17 protein-coding genes are annotated in these 17,109 nt (G+C 44.9%); 7 read left to right on the forward strand and 10 right to left on the reverse strand.

Going from position 1 to position 17,109, the window contains the following annotated elements; all coding sequences use genetic code 11:
• The first annotated feature begins 63 nt into the window (after window positions 1–63).
• The 4 genes from cheB (at window position 64) to ACLGGO_RS15625 (ending at window position 4,794) form a co-directional block, all read left to right on the forward strand.
• On the forward strand, window positions 64–1,131 hold the full coding sequence (gene cheB / locus ACLGGO_RS15610) for a chemotaxis-specific protein-glutamate methyltransferase CheB (protein ID WP_446419981.1): 1,068 nt from the start codon (window positions 64–66) through the stop codon (window positions 1,129–1,131).
• A gap of 12 nt (window positions 1,132–1,143) precedes the next feature.
• Window positions 1,144–2,262 (forward strand): CheR family methyltransferase, encoded by a 1,119-nt coding sequence (locus tag ACLGGO_RS15615; protein WP_446419982.1) that lies wholly within the window; start codon window positions 1,144–1,146, stop codon window positions 2,260–2,262.
• A complete protein-coding gene (locus ACLGGO_RS15620) occupies window positions 2,259–3,317 on the forward strand; it encodes a chemotaxis protein CheW (RefSeq protein WP_446419983.1) in 1,059 nt (352 codons plus the stop codon). The genes ACLGGO_RS15615 and ACLGGO_RS15620 overlap by 4 nt, the downstream gene beginning before the upstream one ends.
• 76 nt (window positions 3,318–3,393) lie before the next feature.
• Window positions 3,394–4,794, forward strand: a complete 1,401-nt coding sequence (locus tag ACLGGO_RS15625) for a GTP-binding protein (RefSeq protein WP_446419984.1) — start codon at window positions 3,394–3,396, stop codon at window positions 4,792–4,794.
• A gap of 106 nt (window positions 4,795–4,900) precedes the next feature.
• Here ACLGGO_RS15625 and ACLGGO_RS15630 read toward each other — a convergent pair whose 3' ends face one another.
• The 4 genes from ACLGGO_RS15630 to ACLGGO_RS15645 all read right to left on the reverse strand — a co-directional run bounded on the left by ACLGGO_RS15630 (window position 4,901) and on the right by ACLGGO_RS15645 (window position 8,457).
• Window positions 4,901–5,131: a hypothetical protein gene (locus ACLGGO_RS15630; RefSeq protein ID WP_446419985.1), complete on the reverse strand. Its 231-nt coding sequence runs from the start codon at window positions 5,129–5,131 to the stop codon at window positions 4,901–4,903.
• Window positions 5,132–5,378: 247 nt separating this feature from the next.
• On the reverse strand, window positions 5,379–6,377 hold the full coding sequence (gene ispE, locus ACLGGO_RS15635) for a 4-(cytidine 5'-diphospho)-2-C-methyl-D-erythritol kinase (RefSeq protein WP_446419986.1): 999 nt from the start codon (window positions 6,375–6,377) through the stop codon (window positions 5,379–5,381).
• Between the two features lie 127 nt (window positions 6,378–6,504).
• The gene (gene rsmA, locus ACLGGO_RS15640) at window positions 6,505–7,341 is read right to left on the reverse strand and encodes a 16S rRNA (adenine(1518)-N(6)/adenine(1519)-N(6))-dimethyltransferase RsmA (protein WP_446419987.1); all 837 of its coding nucleotides are present in this window, start codon (window positions 7,339–7,341) and stop codon (window positions 6,505–6,507) included.
• Between the two features lie 147 nt (window positions 7,342–7,488).
• Window positions 7,489–8,457: a CBASS cGAMP-activated phospholipase gene (locus tag ACLGGO_RS15645; protein ID WP_446419988.1), complete on the reverse strand. Its 969-nt coding sequence runs from the start codon at window positions 8,455–8,457 to the stop codon at window positions 7,489–7,491.
• A 210-nt stretch (window positions 8,458–8,667) separates the two neighbouring features.
• On the opposite strand from ACLGGO_RS15645, the gene ACLGGO_RS15650 reads away from it, so the two are divergent.
• Entirely contained in the window at window positions 8,668–9,186 is a 519-nt protein-coding gene (locus ACLGGO_RS15650; protein WP_446333985.1) for a phosphoribosyltransferase, read from the forward strand.
• A gap of 279 nt (window positions 9,187–9,465) precedes the next feature.
• On the forward strand, window positions 9,466–9,903 hold the full coding sequence (locus ACLGGO_RS15655) for a rhodanese-like domain-containing protein (RefSeq protein ID WP_446333984.1): 438 nt from the start codon (window positions 9,466–9,468) through the stop codon (window positions 9,901–9,903).
• A gap of 321 nt (window positions 9,904–10,224) precedes the next feature.
• Here the strand turns inward: ACLGGO_RS15655 and ACLGGO_RS15660 are convergent, their stop codons facing one another.
• The 5 genes from ACLGGO_RS15660 to ACLGGO_RS15680 form a co-directional block, all read right to left on the reverse strand.
• Entirely contained in the window at window positions 10,225–11,433 is a 1,209-nt protein-coding gene (locus ACLGGO_RS15660; RefSeq protein ID WP_446419989.1) for a hypothetical protein, read from the reverse strand.
• 103 nt (window positions 11,434–11,536) lie between these two features.
• Window positions 11,537–11,674, reverse strand: a complete 138-nt coding sequence (locus tag ACLGGO_RS15665; RefSeq protein ID WP_446419990.1) for a hypothetical protein — start codon at window positions 11,672–11,674, stop codon at window positions 11,537–11,539.
• Window positions 11,675–11,803: 129 nt separating this feature from the next.
• Window positions 11,804–12,241 (reverse strand): surface-adhesin E family protein, encoded by a 438-nt coding sequence (locus ACLGGO_RS15670; protein ID WP_446419991.1) that lies wholly within the window; start codon window positions 12,239–12,241, stop codon window positions 11,804–11,806.
• Between the two features lie 60 nt (window positions 12,242–12,301).
• Window positions 12,302–13,009, reverse strand: a complete 708-nt coding sequence (locus tag ACLGGO_RS15675) for a hypothetical protein (protein WP_446419992.1) — start codon at window positions 13,007–13,009, stop codon at window positions 12,302–12,304.
• Window positions 13,010–13,239: 230 nt separating this feature from the next.
• Complete coding sequence (locus ACLGGO_RS15680; RefSeq protein WP_446419993.1) at window positions 13,240–14,709, reverse strand: ankyrin repeat domain-containing protein; 1,470 nt, start codon at window positions 14,707–14,709, stop codon at window positions 13,240–13,242.
• Window positions 14,710–14,863: 154 nt separating this feature from the next.
• Between ACLGGO_RS15680 and ACLGGO_RS15685 the strand changes: the two genes are divergently transcribed.
• Window positions 14,864–15,334, forward strand: a complete 471-nt coding sequence (locus ACLGGO_RS15685; RefSeq protein ID WP_446419994.1) for a DUF4079 domain-containing protein — start codon at window positions 14,864–14,866, stop codon at window positions 15,332–15,334.
• 190 nt (window positions 15,335–15,524) lie between these two features.
• On the opposite strand, the gene ACLGGO_RS15690 is transcribed toward ACLGGO_RS15685, so the two are convergent.
• The gene (locus ACLGGO_RS15690) at window positions 15,525–16,916 is read right to left on the reverse strand and encodes a hypothetical protein (RefSeq protein WP_446419995.1); all 1,392 of its coding nucleotides are present in this window, start codon (window positions 16,914–16,916) and stop codon (window positions 15,525–15,527) included.
• Between the last annotated feature and the right edge of the window lie 193 nt (window positions 16,917–17,109).

The following is a 17,109-nucleotide window of genomic DNA, read 5'->3' on the forward strand; positions in this document are numbered from 1 at the left end:
GTGCCATAATCCCTAAAGCGATTACTACAAAAATCTAGGATATAAACGAATAAAAAATGAACAATGACGATTAAAGTTTTATTAGTTGAAGACTCCAAAATATCTTTAGTGATTCTCAGACGAATTCTGAATGAATTCCCCCAAATGGAGGTAGTCGGAGAAGCGCCAAATGGGTTAGAAGCGTTGAGGCTAATTCCTAAAGTTCAACCCGATGTGATTTGTACGGATCTGCACATGCCTCAGATGGATGGGTTGGAATTCACCACTGAAGTGATGAGTCACTATCCTAAACCGATTCTAGTCTTAAGTGTTTCAGTACAGCATGAAGATACCCATCATATCTTTGATGTTCTCGAAGCAGGGGCTGTCGATATTTGTCCCAAACCGATTGCTGGATTAACCATGGGTAATCAGGCATTTAATCGAGAATTAATTAATAAAATTATTGTCCTGTCTGGCGTTAGAGTATTCAAGAAAAAACCCAAGCCTTTAGTTAAACCTAAGCCGATAAATCTGCAAGATCTGACGTTTGCTCCAGCAACATCCTATCCGAAACCTAAAATAATTGCCATTGGCACATCAACGGGTGGACCTCCGGCGTTGCAGGAAATCCTTTCTCAACTTCCAGCTAATTTTTCCGTTCCCATAATTTGTGTTCAGCACATTTGTCAAGGTTTTTTACAGGGGTTAATCGATTGGTTATCTGCTACTTGCAAGTTACCGATCAAAATTGCCCAATCTGGATATAAACCTCAACCAGGAATCATTTATTTTCCTCCAGAGCAACATCATTTAGAGTTAAATAATCAGGGTGATTTTGTTTGCTCAGATAAACCTGCTTTAGACGGGCATCGTCCATCAGTAACGGTAACATTTGAGTCTGTCGCCAAAGTATACGGCAAGAAAAGTACAGCAATATTATTAACAGGAATGGGTAGAGATGGAGCAAAAGGAATGTTGGCAATTGCCCAAGCTGGCGGGTTAACCATTGCTCAAGATGAAGCCACGTCAATCATCTTCGGGATGCCGAAAGAAGCCATTGATTTAGGGGCGGCTAGGGAAGTCTTACCCTTGGGCGCGATCGCGCCGATGTTGCTGGAACTTTTACAAAAACAGTCGATTGTACAGTAAACCGATTAGGTCATGAATGTGTCAACACCAAATGAGTTAAGTCCTAAAATCAAACAAGCCTTTATTCGCTTAATTGCTCACCATACTGGTTTAGTTATTAGAGAGCGAGATCAAGCCGCCTTACAAGAGAAAATATTTTCTAGAATGAAGGACATTAAACTAACATTTCCTGAAGATTATTACCTGTTGCTGAATTGTCCAACTTGGGAAGCTGAGCAAGAGTGGAAAAAATTGGTTGTTTTGCTGACTAATCTGGAAAGTTACTTTTTTCGAGATAAAGAACAGTGTAATTTGCTCAGAACTAAAATTTTGCCTGAACTGATCCAGCGTCATCAGGCAGATAAAACCTTACGTATTTGTAGTGCGGGATGTTCAACGGGAGAAGAACCCTATTCCCTGGCGATTCTGCTGAATGAATTAATTCCTGATATCAAAACCTGGAATTTAAGAATTTTTGGTATAGACATTAATCAAGATGCCTTAGAAAAAGCAAAACAAGGAAATTACAGAGCTTGGTCATTGCGAAGTATTGAGCCGCAGATTAAACAGAATTATTTTAAGTTTATTGACAATCACTACCAAGTTGAACCCAAAATTAAACCCTTAGTCAAATGGCAACAGATCAATTTAGTTAAAGATCCTCTGCCGCAACCTCACTTAGATTTACACGATTTTGACTTAATTATTTGTCGAAATGTCTTTATTTACTTTGAATCTTCCGCCATTGCCCAAGTTTTGGATAAGTTTTACCATGCGCTCCAACCCTTAGGATATCTGATTACTGGTCATTCTGAACTGTATGGTCAAGTTTTAAAGCAGTTTCAAACCAACGTTTTTCCCGAATCCCTGGTTTATCAACGTCAGACTGCGAGTTTAGTTTATACGCCTGTGGGTGATGTCCCTAGCCCACTCACTTGGGATACGGAAGACGATTATACCTTAGCCTTTCATCCGGAAACACTTGAAGATGACCTAAAAAAAAATACGATTAAAATGCAGCATGTGGCATTGAATCTGCTCAAGCAGTTACCGCCAGATACTCACTTGCAAAAACTGGGTAATTTAACGGCATCTGAACTGATTGAACAAGTCGAATCCTCATTAAATATTATTGATCAAGATTCTCTATGAAAGACAATTCCTATTTTATCTTTGGTTTAAATAATCGGCTGTATGGGATCAGCACAGCTTACGTGGAAGAAGTCTTTCCGCTCCCAGAATTTGTATCCATTCCAGAAGCTCCGCGTAAAATGATTGGCGTGGTTAATTTGCGTGGAGAAATGATACCCGTTACCGATTTTAATCAGAGTTTAGGCTTACAATCATCGGACTACCGTTTAACTGACAGTGTTATCGTTTTAAGACGAGAAAAAAACAAAATTGGAATTATTGTCAATCAGGTTTGTGAAGTCCTGACGATAGCCCAAGATGAAATTACAACTGAACTTGCTCCGAATCAAACTGTTACGGAAAACGGCGTTATTGGTGGACTCACACGCTACGCTGGTGATATCCTTATTTTAAGTGATCCTGAAAATTGGTTAAGCTCGATAGACAGCCACACATTTAACGTAGTCGAGAACTATCTCACCCAAGAAACTCCATCGAGTCAATTGAGTGAAGAAATCCTCGCCAAACCAGCCGTATTTGCCCCGAATGCGACGCCAGAAGAACGAGAAATTTTCCGAGAACGAGCCGATAATCTAAAGCTTCCATTCGAGAGCCAAGATTTAACCCTTGTAAAATCGTTAACGATTATTGTCTTAAATCATCAGTTATTCGGGATTGATTTAGGATTCGTGCGGGAGTTTACCGATATCCAACAAGTGACTCCCATTCCTTGTTGTCCCCCTCATATTGTGGGAAACATGAATCTGCGCGGGGAAATCGTCACCTTAGTGGATATTCGCCCGGTGTTGAATTTGCCCTTAGCGGCGATAACTCCAAGTTCTAAAGCGCTGATTGTGGAGGTTGAGGAGATTTTGGCGGGTGTGATTGTGGAAGATGTGCGTGAATCGATGTTCCTGCTGAATCCGCTCCAGATCATCGCCGTGACACCTGATACAACTAGTATAAATCATGAATATTTGCAAGGAGAAGCGGTCTATGCTGAAAAAATAATGAGCATTCTGGACTTAGGGAAACTTTTCTTGAATGGTGGCTTAATGGTTGAGCAAGGGATTTAAGTGGAGCAGATAAGCCGAAACATCTAGCGCTGATTATAGGAAAATAGAACTGTAGCCCATCCTTTCCCATTTAACCTTGAGTCAATCACCATCCTCTGCCCCTAAACCCAGCCGAAACCACCAGGACTACTATATTCACCGCGCTCGTGCGAGTTTGCGGCACACCTTGTCTTGGTACAACAACCTGCATCACCGCCGCCCACATCCGGATGTGGAACTGCAAGCAGCATTACAAAATGAACTGGAGGTATTGCAGTTTAGCTTGGACAAACTTGACCAAAGTGTGATTCGCATTGCCACCTTTGGTTTAGTCAGTCGCGGTAAATCCGCTGTCGTCAATGCTTTGCTGGGTCAAAAAATCTTACAAACGGGTCCCTTGCATGGGGTAACGCAGTGGCCCAAGTCGGTACATTGGACGCCCGGTGGTGAGGGGAAAGTGCAGGTGGAGTTAATTGATACGCCGGGATTGGATGAGGTTCAGGGAGAAGCACGGGCGCAGATGGCGCGACAGGTGGCTTCCCAGGCGGATTTAATTTTATTTGTGGTGGCTGGGGATATTACCCGCACGGAGTATCAGGCATTGTCTGAACTGCGTCAAGCCCAAAAGCCTCTGATTCTCGTATTTAACAAAATTGATTTGTATCCAGAACAAGATACAGACGCGATTTACCAGCAACTGCAAGAACTAGGTACAGGCAATCCCCGCGATCGCCGCTTACAAAAGATGTTATCACCCGAGGAGATCGTCAGGGTAGCCGCAGAACCGTCACCCATACAAGTGCGGGTAGAATTGCCGGATGGAAACGTCAGTTATGAATGGGAAACCCTACCGCCCCAGGTGGATGAGTTGAAGCAAGCTATTTTAAAGATACTCAATCGCGAAGGGCGATCGCTGTTGGCACTCAATGCCCTGTTTCAAGCCCGAACTGCTCAAGTTAACATTGCCCAGAAAACTGTTGCACAACGTAAAACGGAAGCCGAAGATTTAATCTGGCGTTTTGCTAAGTATAAAGCCCTGGCAGTGGCGCTCAATCCTATTGGTGTCTTGGATATTTTAGGTGGAACTGTAGCGGACTTGGCACTGATTCGTTCCTTATCCCGACTCTACGGTTTACCGATGACGAGTTATGAAGCAGGAAAACTATGGCGCAAAATATTAATCAGTTCCGGGGGCTTACTTTTGGGTGAACTGGGAAGTAGTGCGCTGTTGGGAATGGGCAAAAGTGCCTCGGCTGTTGTCAGTACAGTAGATAGTATTGGCGGAATCACGGCTTATGCTGGAGTTGCTGTTACTCAAGCTGGGATTGCCGGGTATGGGGCATACACGGTTGGTCATGCGGCGCAAGTCTATTTGGAACAAGGCTGCACTTGGGGACCTTTGGGTGCGAGTCGTGTAATTCAAGATATTCTCAATCAAGTTGAACCGGATATGATTCTCTATCGCCTGCGACAGGAACTGGGTCAACACTTATCTTAGTGCAAGAAGGCTTAGCCTACTGGCATGGCACAGCTAAAATGGTGGAATAGGTTGTAGGTTGGGAAAACGCAAGGAAACCCAACAAAATCTAGGGCTTTAGCCCTTACTACGAACCTAATGATGTATTTTCTTGAGCGCGGCTGTGCATTGTCTGTTGCAAGTGTTCATCTTTCTCGCGCTGCTGGGTTGCTGATTCCCGCGTTTGCTGTTGAGTCGGGCTATCCGCAGAGGGAGCTTCAACCTCTTCTTCTGCACGGTTGAGCATGTTTTGTTTCAATTGCTCGTCGGCGAGACGCTCTTGAGTGGCAAGTTTCCGGGCTTCGTTTTGGGTATTCATAATTCTATTCTCCAAATTCTTTACACTGCAATGGTTGTCGGAGTTTTTCCCTTGTTCAGATCAGCTCTTGCGTCTGATCCGACGAAAGCATCCGAGCCTATTGTCTTTGGTATCAAGATTTCCGCCTCCAGATCGTCCCCCAAAAGGGGGAAGTTGTGGTGATGTGATCATAAATGACAAATTTAAACAATTTTAATTTGGCTCTTCCCCTATTCCCAGATGTTCCACGCCTTACGTCTCTACTTTCCTATTCTCTATTTCCGATAAATAAGGATTTCTGGGGGGAGATAATCTGAATCCCATGACGGGCAAATTTACTCACCCAAAACCCTAAATCTGGACACCGAATCGCTGACTGAACTTGTTGTAAAATTTCTTGGGCTTGTTCCTGGGACTGACAAAGGGCAAATACCGTAGGTCCTGAACCGGACATCATTGTGCCTAATGCACCGCTATTTTCAAAGGCTTGCCGCAGTTGCAAGACTTGGGGATAGTTAGGTAGCACAACTTTTTCTAAATCATTGTATAGCAGTTGACCAATTTTTGATCCATTTTTATTTATAATACCTTGAACCATAGAACCTGAATGTACGCGAGTCGGGGTATTTAAAGGTTCAGTTGCTATTGATTTGGATGCTCGATCAGAACGCCCATAAGAGTTGCCAAACTCAGACCGATAGGTTTGATAAGCCCAAGCTGTGGAAACAGCTAAGTTCTGATGCTTGGCTAACACCACATAGAAAGAATCCAGACTGGGTAAGGGATCAAGTTCTTCGCCTCGCCCCGTTGCGATCGCGGTTCCCCCAGCTAGACAAAATGGCACGTCTGAACCCAGTTTCGCGGCTAACTCTTGTAATTCTGGCTGCGTAAGTCCAAGTTGCCAGAGCATATCCAATCCTACCAAAACGGCGGCGGCATTCGTAGACCCTCCTGCTAATCCAGCCGCGACGGGAATATTCTTTTGGATGGAGATTTCCACACCGCCAAACTGCGCCCAGCAATCGGGAAACTCTTGACTCATCAATTCCACCGCCCGATAAGCCAGATTGGTTTTATCCAGGGGAACTTGCGGGTGATCGCAGTGAACTTGAATGGTTTGCGTACCAATAGCGCGGATGTTAACTTGATCAGCGAGTTCAATGCTTTGCAGGATCATCGCCAGTTCATGATACCCATCGGCGCGATCGCCTAGTATTTCCAGATACAGATTAATTTTGGCAGGGGCGATTAGGGAATAGGAACGCATGGGGGAATTATGAGTTATGAATTATGAATTATAAATTACTATCGAATGAGTCACTCGTGCAGGGCGGGTTTAGTCCCGTTATCGGACATCGACAGAACGCGATCGCGAAAACCCGCCCCGACAACCCTTATCCCCCGACTTCCCCTACTGTCACGTTTAAGCGATTGGCTAAAGCAACCCATTGAGTAACGCTCAAGTCTTCAGCACGCGCTTGGGGATGACTATCTAATTGTTCCAGTAATTGGTTAATTTTATCGCGATCGCATACAGATTTGAGGTTATTTCGCAACATTTTCCGTTTACTGGCAAAACCCAGCTTGACTAAGGTTTCTAGCTTTTGGGGATTATCGGCTGAGGGTTCTACAATTCGGGGATGCAAGCAGACTACGGCTGAGTCAACTTTGGGCGGTGGGGAAAAGGCTTTGGCTGGGACATCACAGATCCATTCACACTCTGCCAGATATTGCACCCGCACCGATAACGCGCCAAATTCCTTGCCACCTGGTTTAGCGCATAATCGTTGCGCCACTTCTTTTTGCACCAATAGTACAATTAACTCAAAGGCGGGAGCAACGGGTTTGGCGATGGTTCCCAAGAGCGTTTGCAAAATCGGTCCTGTGATGTTGTAGGGAATATTGGCAACGACTTTATTCGGATAATGGAAATGAGGAAAGGCGGCGAGATGTTCGGCTAAGTTAAGGGAGAGAATATCCCCTTGTAAGAGTAAGAAATTTTCCTTTTGACCTAACTTTTTTGCCAAAAGTTGGCACAAATCCCGGTCAATCTCAACAGCCACCAATGACTCCACCTCCGCCAGGAGTCGCCGTGTCAGCACACCCGTCCCCGGACCAATCTCCAGCAGGCGATCGCGTGGCTGCAAGTCTGCTGCTGTAATGATTTGATTTAGGGCTTTTTCACTACGCAGCCAATGTTGCGCGAATTGTTTACGGGCTTTGGGTTTCATTACTCAATTATTTTATATTTTAAGATAAGCTAGGGCGGGTTCAAGTTTCTCAGTTGTTGGTAACAAGCTAGATTGAGTCCCTAAACCTGCCCCTACAGTGACTAAAGGGAGCCTGCTGATGACAGACGTGCCATGGCATGTCTCTACTTATTTATTACTTGTTAAAAAATTCTTCAGCACCTGTTGGTTTTCCGCGATGTAATCTCGGGAAAACATGGTAAGATTGGCAATATTTCCCGGACTGGCGTTGTCGATTTCAAAACTCATAATATCGGGTTGTAGGCGCAGGTAGCGCTGAATGTCTGGATTACCTGAGTCCTGAGAAGTCATGATCTGCCGGGTAATATAATCGTGAATATCAGAAGACGCATCAAATAATACGTCAATTAGGCGTCCTTGCCATCCCCATTGTGCCAATCCCCAGCCGCGTGTCTCCTTCCAGGGAAATGGACGGTCAGAATTGCCAGTGCCAATTGAGAGTACAGAAATATCTTGAATTGAATAATTTAATCGTAGCGCTTCTGCCAGAGCTGCCGCCGCCGGATTGTTGGCGCCAACGCCACCATCGATTACAGAATATTCTCGACTCGATGTTTGTAAAAGGTGAGCCGGAAAATAGGTTGGTGCAGATGAGGAACAGACGCAGGCTTCCCATAAAGGAATATTAAAAAAATCTTGGTCTTCACGCCAACTTTTAAACACAATGGGTTTTCGCCCGATTGTATCGTAGGCAATAATCATCAGTTGGAGGGGGTTCTCAATATCCGATAGTTTTGTTGATCCAAACTCTTCTTGCAACACTTTAATTAAGCCGTCGTCTGAGTAGAGCGGTGCTGAAAGACCGTATTGAAACACTAATCCCAACCGCTGGGGGGAAAAGCGACCTTGATAGGGAAAAATTCTTGCCCCCTTCTCTCGATATAGCCTAATAATCTCCTCGCTTTTGCGTCCAATGGCGATAGCTGAGGCGAGGATTGAACCAGTAGATGTTCCGGCAATCAAATCGAAATATTGGTTTAAAGGTTGGTTGAGAACTCGTTCAACTTCTGCTAAGATGACGGCTGAGATAATGCCGCGAATGCCACCACCATCTAAGCTTAAAATTCGGTAGGTCATTTTTAAATGTCTCCCAAAATCTAGTTGTACTGTAACTTATATTACACTTTTAACCGAAACAACTAGGTAGCCATCAAGAGGGAAAGGGGACAAAAGGATGGACTTGGTATTTTTTTACTTCACATTTATAATTTATGTCGCTAAAATTATTTTGATTTGGGATTTAAGGGAACCATTCTATCCCGATTGACCCTTTACTGGATGCTGCTGATGTCAGACCTTTATGTCTCTTGGTCAGAATACCATAAAAAAATTGAACTCCTAGCCGTCAAGATTTATCAAGCCAACTGGGAGTTTAACCAAATTGTCTGCATTGCTAAAGGAGGACTGCGGGTTGGGGATATCCTCTGCCGAATTTACAACAAACCCTTAGCGATTCTTTCAGCATCGTCTTATGGGGGTTCCCAAAACCGTGTCCGAGGTGAAATCACCTTTTCCCACCATCTGACGATGATAACGGAAACATTAGGGAATCGTGTGCTACTTGTGGATGATTTAGTGGATTCTGGCGTTAGCCTGCGGGAATCGATGCATTGGCTAGAGGAACGGTATGGGAATGAATTAGAGATTCGCACGGCGGTTCTGTGGTACAAAGCTCACTCCCTGATCACTCCTGATTATTATGTAGACTATTTATCCGCCAATCCCTGGATTCATCAACCCTTTGAACCTTATGAAAATATAAGTCCAAATGAGTTAGCCGCAAGCTATTTGCTCAAGGAAGCGTGAAGTACCCCAACTTGCTTCGCTGGAGTTGGGGCTTCCAACTAGCAAACAAGGACGGTTTTATTCGTCTTAGGGATTCCCCTTTTCCCCCGCCGATGCCTCTACTTTGACTCGCTATCCATCCCTACCCTAAAGACGGATAGGGAACTGGAGCGAAAACTGTTAAGCATTTTTACTCATTAGGTCGCACTGATTTTGAAACCTTACGTCTAAAGAAAGAGGTTTACAGGAGGCAAATCTGATTATGGTGAAGTGATTAAGATTTATCACCACACAACTATTATGTCAGACCCACAAACAACGAATCCCATCTCCCAGGCAAAAGAAAAGGTGGCTGAGGCAATTCCTACCCCAGCATCACCCCAGCAGATGCCAGAGTCTAGTGCTCAAGCACTCAAATCCCGCCTACAATGGGGTGAACCTGCTTTGACAATTTTGGATGTTCGCGATCGCGCTGCCTTTAACCAAGCTCGGATCAGGGGTGCGGTTCCGATGCCGATGGACGAATTAACTGATCGTGCCATAGCCAGTCTCGAACCGCAACGTGAGATCTACGTCTACGGTGACAATGATCAACAAAGCAATCAAGCAGCCGCAAAACTGCGGGAAGCAGGTTTTGTATCTGTATCTGTCCTCAAAGGTGGATTAACGGCTTGGAAAGCAATTTCTGGTTCAACAGAAGGTCCGGCTGAGCAACTGCCGAGCAACTTTGGCTTGTAATCAGAATTTGGGCGAGGTAAGTAGTCGGACAAAAGTTTTGGGCGCTGTGCAAAGTTTTGTAAATATCGCTTAAATCCCCTTGGGGCAAAGGTTAAAAGCATTTTTTTGTATTTTGATACAGTGCCGTTTATTGATGTCCGACTACTTAATAAGTCCCGCATTGGGTTGATGTTTGACACATAACACTACTTATAGGGGTGGATTTTACCCTGATTATCTAGTGGGGAAACCCACAGTTATCCGCCCTGATCATAATTTTTTGTAAATTTTGATAAAACTTAACCAAAGCGCGATCGCACTTCCACGCACGCTTATCGGTATCTATTGCCTATTGCCAGTTTTAACCACAACTTGGCTGATAATCCGCACAATTTTTAGCCAAACCAGAGAGAGGAACAGAGTGGTACTAGCATAGGCGAAGAATAACCAGGGAAAAAAATAACCTTGATTCGCATTGTTGAAGCCATACCAATACATCCGATCTAAAATATTTGAACCAAATAATGTAATATACAACCACGGTATCCACCGACTCAATGATGTACCTAAATGGGCTAGCTTAGCCTCCTGCACTTTAAGTCGCTGGGCTAATGTGTTCAACGTATTCCAGATTCCCCAGAAGCTATAAAATGGAATCACAAAGCGAGCAACAGCCCCCCAAGGCGTGATTGGATAGTCCGGTAGGTGGGTTCTCAGATACCCATGAACGCGATGCAGCCAAACCAAACTTAGGAGAAAGACAAGGGTGTAAGTGCAATCACTGATTAATTCTAGAGGGTTCCAGAACGAGTCAATAAAAATCACCATGCGGTGAATTAAATAGATGAGGATTCCCGTCGTATCGGCTACATCCAATAGGTCATAAATATAGTAAGAGGTTGACCAAACAGCAGCGTAAATCACAAAGAGGCTATTGAAACTAATTTCTAACCCCAGGAAGGCGATTAAAACACGACTTATCTGTTTGAGAACACGGACTTTTTTCCGTTGCGCTTTTGAGTTGGGGCTAGCTTGGTTGAGAGAATTGGCGATTCCACGGTTTTGATAAATCTCAGCCGTAACGAATGGCGTATCGGATAGGTTCAAGTTTTGGGTTTCTAGTTCTCCATCAACTTGATTTTGATCGATTTTTTCCTCGGTGCGTTCTATTTCCTGATCAAGTTGTCTTTGGCGAATCAGTAAAATTGAGCTAGATTCCTCAAGGGGAGAATGATTGAGAACAGGTTGAGGTTGCTCACCTAAGTCCAATTCCTGACTCCATGCGGGAAAATCGAGATGGGTTTGTTTACCATAAATTTTGACCGTTTTGATTGATTTAGCCGCCAGTTTGGTCATACCCTGATAAATAAACTGCACCATCACCTCTTGGTTGGGTACAGTATTACCTTCCAGCATCAGGCGCAAGCAGTCCCCTTTCACCTTGGTTTTAGCCGTAACGCCTTGTACCTGAAGATGACGATTGATCAGGGCTGCGATCGCGTGGCTATCCCCCTGCTTTGCCCGTTCTATAATCGGTGGTATCCTAGTCATGCCATTATCCTTAACAGGTCAGTCAATCCATAGCTTAATTATCTATAGCTCTGAGAAGATTTTGGCAAAACGCGATCGCGCAGGTGCAATACAACCCCCACTCCTAATTTCTGTAGCGTTGACGACGAAATTCAATCACATTTTTTTTGAGCGTAACCTCATAGCCGTCAAAAAAGTCTTGTCCGAGCAATCCAATCCTTTGAGCTGGAGGCGCAACGGATACCATCACATCTGTTGTCACCCGATTACTGATTTTATGAGATTCAACTAAAGATCAAATAACGAATGATCTTCAGTCTTCGCGTTCTAATCTTCTATGGTTCTGAGGCAAAAATTGCTATGCACAACTTGAGCGGAATTGACTGATTTTTTATTTTGAGCAAACAAACTTAAGTGAGGCTTCTTCGGGAGAACCTGAATCGGGTACACCGCCTCTGCCATCTTCTCCGTAGTTATAATCTTTAACGGTTTGTCCGTTGGCATCTAGCAACCGCTCAAAGCGCACTTGATAAATCTGATTCTGGCAATCCACCGCGATATAATATGTAGTGCTGTATACCTGTTGTCCGGGTACGATATTAGTTGTGGGTTCTCCGTAGATAACATTTGCCCAGAAGTAGCGCAAGCGCCCTCTGCCTTCAATGGTGGAGACATTAACGTGATAGGCGTTATTACCTGCATCGGTTTTGACTCTCACCCACTGCTGCGCGATCGCGACGGGTGAGATGAGGATGGCGCTGGTTAGAGAAAGGAGGGTGAGTACTCCTTGGAGAGAACGGCGGTTGAGTTGAATTAAGGGATTTGTCATATTGATAGCCGCTTAAGGGTTCTGAACTATTATGCTTTTATTCATATTGATAAAACGAGTTTAACCTGAACAAAACTGCTGGCGAGTCATCTGAAGAAAGTCAGTCAAAGCCATTGACGGATTTTCCACACTGTACGCCTGTTGCAACACATCCGCCCACATCTGACGAGGGGCAAAATACTGGGCTTTAGCGTAAGCTATCTCCTCGGTTGATGCTCTATCGTCTTGCAATTGTGCCTCTATAGTCATCAAATCAGAAGAGATGCGATCGCGTGTTGGTTGATCCACTATCTGAAAGGCTAGTCGGTAAAGGGGAACAGAGTCCTGATTAAATAATACCCAAAAATAACGCTCTCCCGGTTGCAGCGCTTCCCCGTCATACAAAAGCATATCCTCTGATGGACTCACTTGTTTACTCCACACCACATCCTGGGTAACATGCTGCCACAGTTCAAGTTTGCCAATCTCTTCTCCCTCTTTAACTCGCCACATAAATAATGGGCGATTACTCCAAACTAAGGGAATAGCTAAAGGATTGTAGGCTGGAGAAATTGGACAAACGGAACCACGACTTCCTCCCGTTCTTCCCCGCGCTGGGGGTTCAGTGTTATTGTTGGATGATGAGTTGGTTTGATATAAATCTAACCACGGTAAGGGTTGACGTTGAGCCAGGGTTATCCTTGGTATGAATAGCTGATATCCAACGAGCCAAGTGATTAAAGTTATTGACAATAAACCTAAGGGTAAAATCTTTTTGTCATTTGTCATTTGTTATTTGTTATTTGTCATTCGGACGGGGCGGGTTTAATGACATCAGGGGGGCAAACAATGATAATAGTTAAACCCGCCCCTACAAACTCACATTAGCCAAGTCTCCAATTCTGTCAATTTGAATGGAGCCATTCCCAATTCTGTTGCAGCTTTGTTGGCACCGTTGGCGCAGGATTAAGTAATTATTGAAGTAACTCAAGATTCGTGAAATTCCTCACCCCCTGCTATTACTCAGCCGCCCCTGCGGCTTTAAGAGCACCCACGACTTCCGGATACCCATTAAATTCAGCAATCATCATCGCCGTATAACCACCCCGATTTTTGAGGGTGACATCAGCACCGGCTTCAAGTAAACATTTCACGGCTGGGATATAACCCCGATGGGCTGCCCACATTAAGGCTGTCGCCCCCGCACTATCTCGCTGATTCACATCCGCGCCCGCTTCTAATACCGAGCGTATCAGTTCACTATCCCCTTGATCAGCCACCTTCATTAACAGGGTTTTCCCTTTGATGTCCGTCATATTGGCATTTGCCCCAGCTTTGAGCAATACTTTCACGGTTTCTGAATATCCCTGAGATAGGGCAAGGGTAAGTGGGGTTTCGGCTTGGTTATTTGCATTCACGTCAGCGCCATGTTGCAACAGCGCGATCGCAATGTCTGTGTGACCATGTAAAGCGGCTAGAAGCAGCGCCGTGTCGCCCAGCTTATTTTTGAGGTGTACGCTAGCGTTGCGCTGGAGTAAAGCCTCCACAACCGCCCCATGCCCTTCTACAGAGGCTAAATGTAATGCTGTCTCCCCATCAGCATCCTGGACATTAATCTGTGCCCCCGCATCCAGTAATGCCCGAACAATGTCACAATGACCTCCTGCTGCTGCCGCCATCAAGGCAGTTCCACCCCTGAGATTGTGCTGATTCACATCTGCACCCGCCGCTAATAAAGCCTGGACAACCGACGTATGACCTTGATCTGCCGCTAAAGTCAGCGCGGTTTCACCGTCCTCATCTTGCAGATTGACATCAGCACCATGAGCCAACAATAGCTGAATAATCGGTAAATAGCCTAACTCAGCCGCCTGTATGAGCGCGGTTCTGCCATCAACGTTTCGAGTATTGACATCAAACCCACCCTCGAGTAATCTGCTCACCATCTGAGTACGACCCTCACTAGCCGCCAAAAGCAATGCCTCTGAACTCAGTGTGCTATCTGCCCCAGCTTCGAGTAAGGTGTTGACAATTTGAATCTGACCACTTTCCGCCGCTAGCTTCAGGGCGTTATCGTTATCTTTGTCTTGGATATTGAGATCAGCACCTGCTTTGAGTAGGCGTTGTACCAGTTTGAGATGACCTTTATGTGCCGCCACCATAAGCGCGGTGCTACCATCTTCATTCTTGGCATTAACATCAGCACCGGCGGCGATTAGGGTTTCTACTGCATCCACCTGATTGGCGGCGACAGCGAGCATGAGTGCGGTTAAACTGTACCGTTTTCGTGGCAGGTTGATATTGACACCAGCCGCGACTAGCGATCGCACAATTTCGGTATAACCCCGTTGAGCGGCTATCATCAAGGCAGTCGTGCCATCGCGATCAGTCGCATCGATATTCACCCCCTGACTCAGCAGGGTTTTGATTTGGGTCAAGTTGCCACTTTGGGCGGCTTTCAGCAGTAAGCCATCAGTGTTTTGGATCATAGCTATTCCAGGGGAATGGTCAACGCCAGCGCCAATCAGACTAGTTAAATCTATCTCTTGGGAGGGAAGTCAGTTTCGTTATCAGACTTTAGAGGAAACAGCAGCTATGCTATGTTAACTTTTGTCACTATATTGAAACTCCTCTAAGAAGCTTATGAACTTCGACATCCCAGAACCGATTAAAGTTTACTCCCAATTCTTTCACCCTATAGTGATGTGGCTCCTGCTGGCAACTGCCATTTATGCCCTGTATCTAGGGATCAAAATTCAACAGACGAGAACGGCAGAAGGTGAACTCCGCAAAGAGCTAGTCAAGGGTAAGTACAATATCAAGCACCATCAAATTGGTTCAATCCTGTTAGCCGTTATGGTGATTAGCACCGTTGGCGGAATGGCAGTGACTTACATCAACAACGGTAAGTTATTTTTCGGTCCCCACTTGCTGGTTGGCTTAAGTATGACTGCCCTCATTGCCATGTCGGCGTCCTTTACACCATTCATGCAAAAAGGTCAAATGTGGGCTCGCTATAGCCATATTGCCCTGAATGCGGTGCTTTTAGGACTGTTTGGCTGGCAAGCTGTAACGGGAATGCAGATTGTGCAAAAAATTATCAGCAAAATGTAATAAGCTGTTCGGCATTCAAACCTTAACGATTTTACTGCGTAATGCGAGCCAGCAAGCTCGCTACCCATTCCAGGACATAATCCTCTCGTGTAGAGACACGCCATGGCGTGTCTCTACTCTCTGCTATGGGCAGTAGTCATTGACTCTTCATCCTTCATCTTCCCCACCTTCCCCACCTTCCCCACCTTCCTCACTCTTGTTCGTCGGGCTGTTTTTTCTCGGAATCACCTCCGAAAATCGATGAAATAGTATTCTGCTGAACTATTTTTCTTTTGCCTGATACAGATTGACTGGGCGCAATCTTATTGGCAGATGATTCTGGCTTATTGCCTGAGTCTAGTGTATCTTGAGATTGACTTTTGCTAGGATTTGTGTGAATTGAATCGTCGCTAGATGACGATGAATCCCCAGTCTTGTCCGGTTCATCTACAGGCATACTAGAAGTAGACTTTTGCTGAAATAGCGGGTTATTGATGGGTTGCGATCGCACGGAACGAGATGAAGACGGCGCTTCCTGAGATGGCTCTTGGCTGAATGCTGTTTCTTGGTCTAAAAATACTGAGGAAACCTTGGGTTGTGGTTGTGAAGGCTTCTCCTCAATTTCTGGTGTTGTCTTATTGTCTGAGTTCGGTATCGAGAAAGCACGACCTATCTGATGTTCCTTGACTGGAATACTCCCTGAGTCAAGGGAATCTGGCTGACTCTGAACAAGGTTTTGAGATTGAGCAAATAAATCTGGAATCTGTGATTGAGTCAACTCCACAGAACTATCAGAATTTGGTTCAACAGTTACAGACTGACTATTTTGTCTGGGTGGAAAAAGCCCCTCTTTAGGCTGTTGATTTGGGCGGATTTTCTGCTGTCGTAAAGGTTGGCTTGGTTGAACTTCAGTGGGAACTTCCTCATCGGTTTGAGGTACATCAACATCGGCAGATGGTTGGCTAGAAAGGAACTCTGACAATACTTCCTTATCTTCCCTACTTTTCCTATCTTCTTGAACAGAGACACTCGAATAGTTATCAGGTTGCCAAACAATTTTATTCTGAGTCGAGGGAACTTTGTCATCCGGCAAAGCTAGAATATGAGCGGTTAATGTAATGCGGCGTTTCAGAGATGCTGAAACCAGAAAAATACTACCGTTAATTAACGTATCTTTTGGCAGAGAATCTATATGGAGGCGAATCTCGTTTTGTCCTGGAGTAAGGTGACGAGGTAAAAATGCCAGTCCAGATATATTAGCTGAAATTGTACAGTTCACTGGCACAATAATTCGCAAGAACAAATCATGTTCTCTTCCATGGGAAAGTTGACCCAGATGCAATGATTCTGGATAGTTCCACTCACCCTCTTCTTCTGGTAATCCCATCACTGAACCTCGTACTTCGACATTATCAAGCTGTAAGCCTTGTCCAGATTTTACGAGAATGGCACACTGGTCTTCTATACAGCTTCCGACTTCTCCAGTGAACTCTATTCTGAGATTACACAAGCTGACTCTATCGGACTCAATAGACACCACAGGTCCGTGATTTGTACAAATGGTTGCCCCTTGTCCATCTAAAATAAGGGGACGATTAATCACAATTGAACCAATATACTCTTGATGGGGGGGCCACAAGGACCCGCATTTCTCACAAAAGGCGTGATTGCGAATAGCAGAAACCTTACCAGACAAGGATTTAAGCCCATTTCTTCACCCCCAGTTGCACAGAACAGTGTGTTGCGCCTTCAAGCCTCTGAATAATCATTTTTCTCAACCTAATCAAAAAAGGCAA

The organism is Coleofasciculus sp. (assembly GCF_046565525.1).
GTDB lineage: Bacteria > Cyanobacteriota > Cyanobacteriia > Cyanobacteriales > Coleofasciculaceae > Coleofasciculus.

Excerpts from the sequence above, each read along its gene's own strand:
- cheB (WP_446419981.1), top strand. The coding sequence starts at position 64 with ATGACGATTAAAGTTTTATTAGTTGAAGACTCCAAAATATCTTTAGTG.
- ACLGGO_RS15615 (WP_446419982.1), top strand. The coding sequence starts at position 1,144 with ATGAATGTGTCAACACCAAATGAGTTAAGTCCTAAAATCAAACAAGCC.
- ACLGGO_RS15620 (WP_446419983.1), top strand. The coding sequence starts at position 2,259 with ATGAAAGACAATTCCTATTTTATCTTTGGTTTAAATAATCGGCTGTAT.
- ACLGGO_RS15630 (WP_446419985.1), bottom strand. The coding sequence starts at position 5,131 with ATGAATACCCAAAACGAAGCCCGGAAACTTGCCACTCAAGAGCGTCTC.
- ispE (WP_446419986.1), bottom strand. The coding sequence starts at position 6,377 with ATGCGTTCCTATTCCCTAATCGCCCCTGCCAAAATTAATCTGTATCTG.
- rsmA (WP_446419987.1), bottom strand. The coding sequence starts at position 7,341 with ATGAAACCCAAAGCCCGTAAACAATTCGCGCAACATTGGCTGCGTAGT.
- ACLGGO_RS15645 (WP_446419988.1), bottom strand. The coding sequence starts at position 8,457 with ATGACCTACCGAATTTTAAGCTTAGATGGTGGTGGCATTCGCGGCATT.
- ACLGGO_RS15650 (WP_446333985.1), top strand. The coding sequence starts at position 8,668 with ATGTCAGACCTTTATGTCTCTTGGTCAGAATACCATAAAAAAATTGAA.
- ACLGGO_RS15655 (WP_446333984.1), top strand. The coding sequence starts at position 9,466 with ATGTCAGACCCACAAACAACGAATCCCATCTCCCAGGCAAAAGAAAAG.
- ACLGGO_RS15660 (WP_446419989.1), bottom strand. The coding sequence starts at position 11,433 with ATGACTAGGATACCACCGATTATAGAACGGGCAAAGCAGGGGGATAGC.
- ACLGGO_RS15670 (WP_446419991.1), bottom strand. The coding sequence starts at position 12,241 with ATGACAAATCCCTTAATTCAACTCAACCGCCGTTCTCTCCAAGGAGTA.
- ACLGGO_RS15675 (WP_446419992.1), bottom strand. The coding sequence starts at position 13,009 with ATGACAAATGACAAAAAGATTTTACCCTTAGGTTTATTGTCAATAACT.
- ACLGGO_RS15680 (WP_446419993.1), bottom strand. The coding sequence starts at position 14,709 with ATGATCCAAAACACTGATGGCTTACTGCTGAAAGCCGCCCAAAGTGGC.
- ACLGGO_RS15685 (WP_446419994.1), top strand. The coding sequence starts at position 14,864 with ATGAACTTCGACATCCCAGAACCGATTAAAGTTTACTCCCAATTCTTT.